Annotated in this window: 10 protein-coding genes; 6 read left to right on the top strand and 4 right to left on the bottom strand. The window is 64.0% G+C overall.

Annotation, left to right across the window (positions count from 1 at the left end):
• Positions 1-204: zinc-binding dehydrogenase (locus Q8R73_RS04760; RefSeq protein WP_305718383.1), on the top strand; the 204-nt coding region annotated here is incomplete at its 5' end.
• Between the two features lie 186 nt (positions 205-390).
• On the opposite strand, the gene Q8R73_RS04755 is transcribed toward Q8R73_RS04760, so the two are convergent.
• Both Q8R73_RS04755 and Q8R73_RS04750 read right to left on the bottom strand, forming a co-directional pair.
• Positions 391-792 carry a YkvA family protein gene (locus Q8R73_RS04755; RefSeq protein ID WP_305718382.1) on the bottom strand — a complete coding sequence of 134 codons (402 nt, stop codon included), beginning with the start codon at positions 790-792 and terminating at the stop codon, positions 391-393.
• 115 nt (positions 793-907) lie between these two features.
• Positions 908-1,216, bottom strand: a complete 309-nt coding sequence (locus Q8R73_RS04750; RefSeq protein WP_305718381.1) for a 4a-hydroxytetrahydrobiopterin dehydratase — start codon at positions 1,214-1,216, stop codon at positions 908-910.
• A 171-nt stretch (positions 1,217-1,387) separates the two neighbouring features.
• Here Q8R73_RS04750 and Q8R73_RS04745 point away from each other — a divergent pair, with 171 nt between their 5' ends.
• Complete coding sequence (locus tag Q8R73_RS04745; protein ID WP_371126035.1) at positions 1,388-2,842, top strand: TAXI family TRAP transporter solute-binding subunit; 1,455 nt, start codon at positions 1,388-1,390, stop codon at positions 2,840-2,842.
• An 80-nt stretch (positions 2,843-2,922) separates the two neighbouring features.
• Entirely contained in the window at positions 2,923-4,464 is a 1,542-nt protein-coding gene (locus Q8R73_RS04740; RefSeq protein WP_305718379.1) for an alkaline phosphatase, read from the top strand.
• A 20-nt stretch (positions 4,465-4,484) separates the two neighbouring features.
• On the opposite strand, the gene Q8R73_RS04735 is transcribed toward Q8R73_RS04740, so the two are convergent.
• Positions 4,485-4,871 carry a response regulator gene (locus Q8R73_RS04735; RefSeq protein WP_305718385.1) on the bottom strand — a complete coding sequence of 129 codons (387 nt, stop codon included), beginning with the start codon at positions 4,869-4,871 and terminating at the stop codon, positions 4,485-4,487.
• Between the two features lie 145 nt (positions 4,872-5,016).
• Here Q8R73_RS04735 and Q8R73_RS04730 point away from each other — a divergent pair, with 145 nt between their 5' ends.
• From Q8R73_RS04730 to Q8R73_RS04720, 3 genes are all read left to right on the top strand, one after another.
• Complete coding sequence (locus tag Q8R73_RS04730) at positions 5,017-5,778, top strand: Crp/Fnr family transcriptional regulator (RefSeq protein ID WP_305718378.1); 762 nt, start codon at positions 5,017-5,019, stop codon at positions 5,776-5,778.
• Between the two features lie 237 nt (positions 5,779-6,015).
• The gene (gene typA, locus Q8R73_RS04725; protein WP_305718377.1) at positions 6,016-7,839 is read left to right on the top strand and encodes a translational GTPase TypA; all 1,824 of its coding nucleotides are present in this window, start codon (positions 6,016-6,018) and stop codon (positions 7,837-7,839) included.
• A 106-nt stretch (positions 7,840-7,945) separates the two neighbouring features.
• The gene (locus Q8R73_RS04720; protein ID WP_305718384.1) at positions 7,946-9,196 is read left to right on the top strand and encodes an NAD(P)/FAD-dependent oxidoreductase; all 1,251 of its coding nucleotides are present in this window, start codon (positions 7,946-7,948) and stop codon (positions 9,194-9,196) included.
• Between the two features lie 106 nt (positions 9,197-9,302).
• On the opposite strand, the gene Q8R73_RS04715 is transcribed toward Q8R73_RS04720, so the two are convergent.
• The coding region (locus Q8R73_RS04715; protein ID WP_305718376.1) for a thiol-disulfide oxidoreductase DCC family protein at positions 9,303-9,616 on the bottom strand (314 nt) is incomplete at its 5' end.

Here is a 9,616-nt window from a genome sequence, read left to right as displayed (position 1 = left end):
GACATCCGCGGCGTATTTTGGGGCGCATGGGCCAGACTCAATCCGGAAAAGAACCGCGCGAATCTGGAGAAGCTGGTGAAGTGGACCGCGGAAGGCAAGATCTCGTCGCATGTCGACCGCACCTTCCCGCTGGCGCAGACCTCCGACGCGCTGAAGGTGCTCGCCGGCCGCAAGGCGATGGGCAAGGTGATCCTGCATCCTTGACCGCGATAATGCCTGCGCTGCACGAGTGGTTTGCAGGCATTGCGTAGCACTCCGCTGTCATCGCCCGGCCTTTCTTGACCGGGCGACCCAGTATTCCACAGCCGCCAGCGATAGAGCCGTGAAGCCGCAGCTACTGGATCCCCGCCTTCGCGGGGATGACGATGGAATTTGCGGAACCAACTCGAACTACTTTTCGACGTCGCTTCCAACCTCGACGTCGCGGCCATCGACGCCCCGCTGCAACGCGGCGCGGGCGGCATCGCGATGCTCCGGCGTGATGTGCGATGCGACCATCCGGATCGCGGTGGCAAGCACCGCAGCGTCGTCGGTGAAGCCGAGCACGGGCAGCACGTCGGTGACGAAATCGAACGGCATGATGAAGTAAGCGAGGGCGCCGAGCAGCGCCGCCTGCACATGGCGCGGCGTCTGCCGGTCGAACGCGCAGTAATAGGCCGCGAGCAATTCCTCGGTAAACAGCAGCCTGCCCGCCACCCGCTTCAGCTTGACCCAGAAGCGCCGGCGCACGCTTTCGCGGTCCTTCGCCAGTTCATCGGCCGGCTCGAAACCCACGGTATGTTCGGACGCCATCGCTCGAGGCTCCTCCAAACTCGCGCGGCGGGTTGCCGCGGCTGACGCACTCAAACTGGGGATGCTGCGCCCCGGCTGCAAGATTGCCAGGATGATCCGATTGCCGGTCATCCATTCAGACGACGCCGAATTGCCTGGCGATCGCGTTCATGGCCTTGGCGAGCCCGATATCGAGGGCGGTAACGCCGCCGGCGTCATGGGTCGCCAGCACCACTTCGACCGTCTTGTAGACATTGCGCCATTCGGGGTGATGATCTGTCTTCTCGGCCACCAGCGCGGCGCGGGTCATGAACCCGAATGCTTCGTTGAAATCCTTGAACACGAATGTGCGCGCGATCGCCTCGCGGCCGGGCGTCTCGGTCCATCCCGACAGCAATTCCTGCAGCGCAGCTTTGCGCGCTTCCGTTGACAGCCGTTCCGCCATGATCGCCTCCCGTTTCACGTGAACTTTACCCTAACACCGAAGCTGGGCTGGGGGATCCATGCCACAATAGCGCGGCAAAACCAGTCCACAGCCGTACGGTAACCATGAGGCAGCCGTACCCCCGCGCCGGCAGGAAATCTGCTACACTTTCGATCGAAACCGATTGGCAGCATGAATTTGAACGTCAAACGATTGTTTGCGAGATCGACGGGCGGACAACCCGATTCGGTCCAGCCACAGGGACCGCCGTCGCCACGTTCGGCGAGGCAGAGGCTGGTGTTCGTCACGCTGGCGGCGGTTCTCGCCTTGGTCGGCGCGCTCGCGGCGACCTATTATTTTGCAATGCGCCCGGTGACCTTGCGGATCGCGGCAGGCCCGGCCAACAGCGATGACGTCAAGGTGGTTCAGACCCTGTCGCAGGCCTTTATCCAGGCGCGCAGCCAGATCCGTTTGCGGCCGATGACAACCGAGGGCTCCAAGGCAAGCGCCCAGGCGCTGGCCGAGGGCAAGGCCGATCTCGCCATCATCCGCGGCGATCTCGACGTGCCGAAGAATGCCCAGGCGGTGGCGACGCTGCGCAAGAACGTCGCGGTGCTGTGGGTGCCGCCGGCGACCAGGGTCAAGGGCAAGAAGGCCGCCCTCAGGATCACCAAGATCGCCCAGCTATCCGGACACCGCATCGGCGTGGTCGGCCGCTCCGAAGCCAATGTCAATTTGCTCAAGGTGATCCTGCGGCAATATGGCGTCGATCCGGCTAAGGTCGAGATCGTGCAATTTCCAGCCCAGGAGGCCGCCGAAGCGATCCGTAAACAGACGGCGGATGCCTATCTCGCCGCCGGGCCGGTTAACAGCAAGATCACCGCGGACGCGATCGCAGCCTCGATGCGCGATGGCGGGGTTCCGACCTTTCTCGCGATCGATTCGGCCGGGGCGATCGCCCAGAACCATCCGGTTTACGAAGCCTCCGAAATACCCGCCGGCAGCTTCGGCGGCTCGCCCGCCAGGCTCGAGGCGGAAGTCAAGACGATCAGCTTTGCCCACCACATCGTGGCGCGCAGAAGCCTGGACGAATCGACGGTCGCCGCCTTCACCCGGCAGCTGTTCGCGACACGCCAGACCCTGAAGACGGATTTCCCGCTGGCGGCGCAGATCGAGACCCCCGACACCGACAAGGACGCCGTCCTCCCCGCGCATTCCGGTGCCGCGGCTTACGTCGATGGCGAGGAAAAGACCTTCCTCGATCGCTACAGCGATTTCATCTGGTTTGGATTGATGGGGCTGTCCATCATGGGCTCGGCCGGCGCCTGGTTCGCCAGCTACCTGAAAAAGGACGAGCGCAGCAACAACAGCACCTTGCGCGAACGGCTGCTGGACATGATCGCGACCGCGCGCCACAGCGATTCCACCGACGAACTCGACCGGATGCAGATGGAGGCGGACCAGATCCTGCGCGATACGCTGCGCTGCTTCGAGCACGGCGCCATCGAGGAGGGGTCGTTGACCGCCTTCAATATCGCGCTCGACCAATTCCACAATGCGGTAGCCGACCGCAAGGCCGTGCTGATGAGCATGCCGCAGAACCTGCAACGGGCGGGCGCCCAGTTCCGGGCGACCGGCACGTTGTAGGCACACTGTAATCGGGTCGTCATGGAACCTTTCCAGGTCTGTCCGCGCGCGTATCCTGAGAGTCCGTCGAGGGGCCTTGAATGACGCTTAAGATTTCCCGCCGGCGTTTGCTGACGACGGCTGCGGCTGCCGGCATCGGCTCCCTGGCGATGCCCTATCTCAGCCGCGCCGCCGACCGGCCGCGGATCACCCATGGCGTGCAATCCGGCGACGTCGGCGCGGATGGCGGCGTGGTGTGGGCGCGCGCAGACCGGCCGTCACAGATGATGGTCGAGGTCGCCACCACCGAATCGTTTCGCCATGCGAGAATGTTGCCGCCGATCGCCGCGCTCCCCGAAAGCGACTTCACCGCGAAAATGCTGCTGGAGAATCTGCCCGCCGGACAGGAGATCTTCTATCGCGTCCGGTTCCGGGACCTCGCGCATCCCGCCATCTCCAGCGAGCCGGCGATCGGCCGCTTTTGCACCGCGCCGGCCGATCGTCGCGGCGTCAGTTTCGTGTGGGGCGGCGACGTCGCCGGACAGGGCTGGGGCATCAATCCCGACGACGGCGGCATGGTCACCTTCGCCACCATGCGCCGGCACCGGCCGGATTTCCTGCTGCATTCCGGCGACACCATCTATGCCGACGGCGTCATCGTTCCCGAAGTAAAGCTCGCCGATGGCAAGGTCTGGAAGAACGTGACCATACCGGAGAAGGCAAAAGTCGCCGAGACGCTTGACGAGTTTCGCGCAGCGCACAAGTACAATTTCCTCGACGATAATGTGCGCGCCTTCAACGCCGAGGTGCCGGTCTTCGTGCAGTGGGACGACCACGAAGTCACCAACAACTGGTCGGCCTCGAAGCAACTCCCCGCCGCCTACACGGAGCGCAGTATCGGTCTGCTGGCCGCGCGGGGGGCCCGCGCGTTCCGCGAGATGTACCCGATGCGCGAGAGTCTCGCCGAGCCGGGCCGGATCTACCGCACGCTGCATTACGGACCGCATCTCGACGTCTTCATGCTGGACGAGCGCAGCTATCGCGGCGCCAACGGCGAGAACCAGCAGACCGCCTACGGCCCCGAGAGCTACTTTCTCGGGCCCGATCAGCTGGCATGGCTGAAGCGCGGGCTGCTGAACTCGCGCGCCACCTGGAAGGTGATCGCCTCCGACATGCCGCTCAGCATCATCGTCCATGACGATGGCGCCAACAGGAGCGGTTCGGAGGCGTTCGCGCAAGGCGACGGCCCGCCGCGCGGCCGCGAATTCGAGATCGCGGATCTGTTGCGTTTCATCAAGTCGGCCGGGATCGCCAATACCGTGTGGCTGACGGCGGATGTGCATTATGCAGCGGCGCATTACTACAATCCGGACAAGGCGCAGTTCCAGGATTTCGAGCCGTTCTGGGAATTCGTCGCCGGCCCGCTTCATGCCGGCACGTTCGGGCCGGGCGAACTCGACAACACGTTCGGGCCCGAGGTGAAGTTCATCAAGACGCCCGGACCGGGCCAGCGCAACCTGCCGCCGTCAGCCGGAATGCAGTTCTTTGGTCATGTCAAAATCGACGGCGCCACCGGACAGATGACCGTGACCCTGCGCGACCGCGCCGATGTGGCGCTGTGGTCGGCAACGCTCGACCCCTAGCCGGGCAAGCGGGGTTAGATTCAGCGCCCGGTGTTGTCGCCTGAACCCAGGAGCAGCGCCTTCAGCGCATCCGTCGAATAGGGTTTCGGCAGCCGCGGCTTGTCTGCGAGCGCAGCGGGCAACCTGACATCCACGCCGTACCCGGTGACGAAAATGAACGGAATTTTCAGCTCGTTGAGCCGCTCGGCGATCGCAAAGCTCTTTTCACGCACCAGCCCGACATCGAGCAGCGCGAAATCCGGAGCCTGATCGGCGATCATTTCGAGCGCCTTGATGACGTTTCCCGCGGTCCGCACCGCTTTGACCCCGAAACCGAGGATGGTGTCCTCGAAATCGAGGGCGATGATCGGGTCGTCCTCGACAATCAATACGTTGCCGGGCACGCCGTCAAAAGAAGCGGGTTCCATATTTCGCCACGTTGCAGGGGAGGTCGCATCGACCGGTTCCGATGGTGAAACCACCACGTCGCGGTCCGGCTGTCTGTTCACTTGTGCACACACCGATCCGATGCGATTGGTTATCTGACTGGCGGGCTGGCAAGGGGACACCGGAATGATGGCGCGAAGCGGCAACGCTCCCGACGGGAGCGACCGTCCCTACAACAACCTGTTGCGGCGACTCAGCGCCAGCGACTTTGCCTTGATTGCGCCGCATCTGGCGCCGGCAGAGGCCGATCCCAACGACCTGCTGTACAATCCCGGTGACGATGTCCAGATCGTGCATTTTCCCTGCGGACCGAGTCTGGCCTCCTATCTGGTGCCCAACGAAGACGGCCGGGACGTCGAGACCATCCTGATCGGGCGCGAGGGCGCCGTGGGGGGTATCGTCAGCCAGGGCTATCTGCCCGCCTACACGCGCATTATCGTCAAGTTCGGCGGGCCTTTCGTCCGAATGCCGATCGGCAAGCTCGATGCGGCCAAGTCCCGGTCGGCCAGCCTTCGCAACGTTTTCGCGCGTTATGCCGACTGCATGCTGGCCCAGATGTTCCAGTCCACGGCCTGCAATGCGATCCATTCGATCGAGCAGCGCACCGCCAAATGGATCATCTCGGCGATGGAGCGCACCGACGGTGACGATGTCGTGCCGCTGACACATGAGCAACTGGCGACCCTGCTGGGGGTCGGCCGCAGCTATACCAGCCGCGTGATCCAGACCTTCAAGGCGGACGGAATTCTGGAGACCCGGCGCGGCTCGATCATGGTGCGCAACCCCGACGCCCTGCGCATCCGGGCCTGCCTATGCAACGAGGCGGTCAAGAACCACTTCGAGGAAGTATTGCGGGGCGTCTATCCGGACCCCGAAAAAGGCAATTGAGGCCGCAGCACCGGCAAAAATGAGGTAACCAAATGCGAAACCAACCATTGTTTTTTAGCGTTTTCTGAATATATTGCAACGCAACGAGCAAGGTGCGCCCGGTCTTTTGGCCGGGCTTCCTTTTTAGGCGCCATGGGCGCCTGCAGAATTCCAGGTTTTGAGCGTGATCCGGAAAAGTGGGTCCCGGTTTTCCGGCGAGATCGCGCTCCAGCCATTGTCCGAGCCAGAAGAACAGTCATGAACCTTCGCAACATCGCCATCATCGCCCACGTCGACCACGGCAAGACCACCCTCGTCGACAAGCTGCTGCAGCAGTCCGGCACCTACCGCGACAACCAGCGCCAGGTCGAGCGCGCGATGGATTCCAACGATCTCGAACGCGAGCGCGGCATCACCATTCTTGCCAAGTGCACCTCGGTGCATTGGGAAGACACCCAGATCAACATCGTTGATACACCTGGTCACGCCGACTTCGGTGGCGAGGTGGAGCGCATTCTCTCGATGGTCGATGGCGTGATCGTCCTCGTCGACGCCGCCGAGGGTCCGATGCCGCAGACCAAATTCGTGGTCGGCAAGGCGCTGAAGCTCGGCCTCAAGCCGATCGTCGCCATCAACAAGGTCGATCGTCCCGACGCGCGCATCACCGAAGTCGTCAACGAGGTGTTCGACCTGTTCGCAGCGCTCGATGCGACCGACGACCAACTCGATTTCCCGATCCTGTACGGATCCGGCAAGAACGGCTGGATGGGCACCACGCCTGACGCCTCGCACGACGATGGCATGAAACCGCTGTTCGACCTCGTCATCAAGCATGTCGCGCCGCCGGTGGTCGAGGAAGGCCCGTTCCGGCTGCTCGGCACCATCCTCGAGGCCAACCCCTATCTCGGCCGCATCATCACCGGCCGCATCGCCTCCGGTTCGGTGAGACCGAACCAGGCGGTGAAGGTGATATCGCGCGACGGCAAGCTCGTGGAAACCGGCCGCATCACCAAGATCCTCGCCTTCCGCGGCCTCGAGCGGCAGCCGGTCGAACTGGCCGAAGCCGGCGACATCGTCGCCATCGCAGGCCTGCCCAAGGGCACCGTGGCCGATACCTTCTGCGATCCCTCCGTCGAAGTCCCGATCCAGGCCCAGCCGATCGATCCGCCGACCGTGTCGATGTCGTTCATCGTCAACAACTCGCCGCTGGCCGGTACCGAAGGCGACAAGGTGACCAGCCGCCTGATCCGCGACCGCCTGCTGCGCGAGGCCGAGGGCAACGTCGCGCTGCGCGTGGTCGAGGCCGCCGACAAGGATGCCATGGAAGTGTCCGGCCGCGGCGAATTGCAGCTGGCGATCCTGATCGAGACCATGCGCCGCGAAGGCTTCGAGCTCTCGGTATCGCGTCCCCGCGTCGTGCTGACCAAGGACGAGAACGGCGAGCTGCTGGAGCCGGTCGAGGAAGTCGTGATCGACGTCGACGAGGAATTCTCCGGCGTCGTGGTGCAGAAGATGAGCGAGCGCAAGGCCGAGATGATCGAGATGCGCCCGTCCGGCGGCAATCGTCTGCGGCTGGTGTTCTACGCGCCGACCCGCGGCCTGATCGGCTATCAGGGTGAACTGATGACCGACACGCGCGGCACGGCGATCATGAACCGCCTGTTCCACAACTACCTGCCCTACAAGGGCGACATCCAGGGCCGCCGCAATGGCGTCCTGATCTCCAACGACCAGGGCGAGGCGGTCGCCTACGCCATGTTCAAGCTGGAAGACCGCGGCCCGATGATGATCGAGCCCGGCTGGAAGGTCTACAAGGGCATGATCGTCGGCGAGCACACCCGCGACAACGACCTCGAGATCAACATTCTCAAGGGCAAGCAGCTCACCAACATCCGCACCACCTCGAAGGATGAAGCGGTGCGCCTGACCCCGCCGATCCGCATGACCCTGGAAAAGGCGCTGGCCTATATCGAGGAAGACGAACTGGTCGAGATCACGCCGAAGTCGATTCGGCTGCGCAAGCGGCACCTCGACGCCAACGACCGCAAGCGCGCGGAAAAGTCCAAGCAGGCGGTGGCATAAGACAAGTGGGCAAATAGCGAATGGCGAGTAGCGAATAGAAGGCGTTTCCGTACCTTCTCGTTTGCTATACGGTACTCGCTGTTCGCCACTCATCATTCGCCATCCCCTGATGTCCCTCCCCTCCGAAGTTGATGTCGCCATCATCGGCGCAGGCGCCGCCGGCCTCGGCGCCGCGCACGCGCTGGAAAACTCCGGGCTCTCTGTCATCGTGCTGGAAGCGCGCGACCGCGTCGGCGGGCGCGGCCACACCATCATGGCCGCCCCCGATGTCACCTTCGACCTCGGCTGCGGCTGGCTGCATTCGGCGGACGAAAACTCCTTCGTCCCGATCGCCGACGCGCTCAATTTCGAAATCGACAGGACCCGTCCGCCGTGGCGCGAACAGGCTGTGCACCAGGCATTCCCGCCGCCGCTGCGGGCGGAATTCATCGCCGCGCTCGACACGTTTTACGACCGCGCCGAGGTGGCGGCCGATGAGGCCCGGCGGACCGGCCGCGACGAAGCCGCGAATCATTATCTCGAGCCCGGCAACTGCTGGAACCCGATGATCGACGCGATCTCGACCTACATCAATGGCGCCGAACTCGACCGTGTCTCGATCCTCGACATGGACGCCTATGAGGACACCGATATCAACTGGCGGGTGCGCCGCGGCTACGGCGCGCTGATAGCGGCCTATGGTTCAACCTGCCCGCTGGCGCTGGGCTGCCATGTGACGATGATCGACCATTCCGGACAACGCGTGCGGATCGAGACCTCGCGCGGCAGCCTCACGGCGAGCAAGGTGATCGTCACGGTCCCGACCAATTTGATCGCGGACGAAATCATTCGGTTTCATCCCGCATTGCCGGCAAAGCTCGACGCCGCGCGTGGCCTGCCGCTCGGGCTCGCCGACAAGGTGATGCTGGCGCTTGACGAGCCGCAGCTGCTTCCCGGCGACGGCAGCCTGCGCGGCGCCACCATGCGCACCGACATGGGCACCTATCACCTGCGGCCGTTCGGCCAGCCCTGCATCGAAGGTTTTTTCGGCGGCCGCTTCGCGCAAGCGCTGGAGGATGCCGGCGACGGCGCGCTGGCGGCGCAGAGCATCGAGGAGATCGCGGGCTTCCTCGGCAACGACTACCGCCGCAAACTGAAGCCGCTGGCGGAATCGCGCTGGGCCCACGACCCGTTCGCGCGCGGCTCCTATTCACACGCGCTGCCCGGCCACGCCGGCGCCCGCGCGGTGCTGGCGGCGCCGGTCGACGGCCGGCTGTTCTTTGCGGGAGAAGCAACCTCGCCGCATTTTTTCTCGACGGCGCATGGCGCAAGGGACAGCGGCGAGCGGGCGGCGAAGGAGGCACTTGCGAAAACCTAGCCGTCATTGCGAGGAGCGAAGCGACGAAGCAATCCATTCTTTCTTTCCGTTGCACGGATGGATTGCTTCGCTACGCTCGCAATGACGATGGATGAGGCTGCGTGCCCTACTCGATCACCCTCGCCCGCATCTGCGGATCCGGCACGAAGCACGCCTCATACTTGCCGAAAATCCAGTAGCGATTGCGCGCGACGAGACCGTACACCGCGTCGCGCAGCGGCTTCGGCAGCGCGCCCAACACGCGTACCCAGTGCCATCCCGGCAGATTCGACAGAACCGTCAGCGCGGCGTCGGATTTGAAGTGAACCTCACCGCCATGGACTACCGCGTTGGTGTCGGGATCATCCGGGTTGATTCCAAAGGCCTGCGCCAGACGGGTGCCGTAACCGGACTGGATCGCGGTGAAGCGGAACCGCTTTT

The sequence above is a fragment of the Bradyrhizobium sp. genome (genome assembly GCF_030697065.1).
Classification (GTDB): Bacteria; Pseudomonadota; Alphaproteobacteria; order Rhizobiales; family Xanthobacteraceae; genus Bradyrhizobium.
This window is presented reverse-complemented; position numbering and strand designations above follow the sequence as displayed.

What these genes read in the sequence shown, in the direction of transcription:
- Q8R73_RS04755 (WP_305718382.1), bottom strand. Translation starts at nt 792, where the DNA reads ATGGCGTCCGAACATACCGTGGGTTTCGAGCCGGCCGATGAACTGGCG.
- Q8R73_RS04750 (WP_305718381.1), bottom strand. Translation starts at nt 1,216, where the DNA reads ATGGCGGAACGGCTGTCAACGGAAGCGCGCAAAGCTGCGCTGCAGGAA.
- Q8R73_RS04745 (WP_371126035.1), top strand. Translation starts at nt 1,388, where the DNA reads ATGAATTTGAACGTCAAACGATTGTTTGCGAGATCGACGGGCGGACAA.
- Q8R73_RS04740 (WP_305718379.1), top strand. Translation starts at nt 2,923, where the DNA reads ATGACGCTTAAGATTTCCCGCCGGCGTTTGCTGACGACGGCTGCGGCT.
- Q8R73_RS04735 (WP_305718385.1), bottom strand. Translation starts at nt 4,871, where the DNA reads ATGGAACCCGCTTCTTTTGACGGCGTGCCCGGCAACGTATTGATTGTC.
- Q8R73_RS04730 (WP_305718378.1), top strand. Translation starts at nt 5,017, where the DNA reads ATGATGGCGCGAAGCGGCAACGCTCCCGACGGGAGCGACCGTCCCTAC.
- typA (WP_305718377.1), top strand. Translation starts at nt 6,016, where the DNA reads ATGAACCTTCGCAACATCGCCATCATCGCCCACGTCGACCACGGCAAG.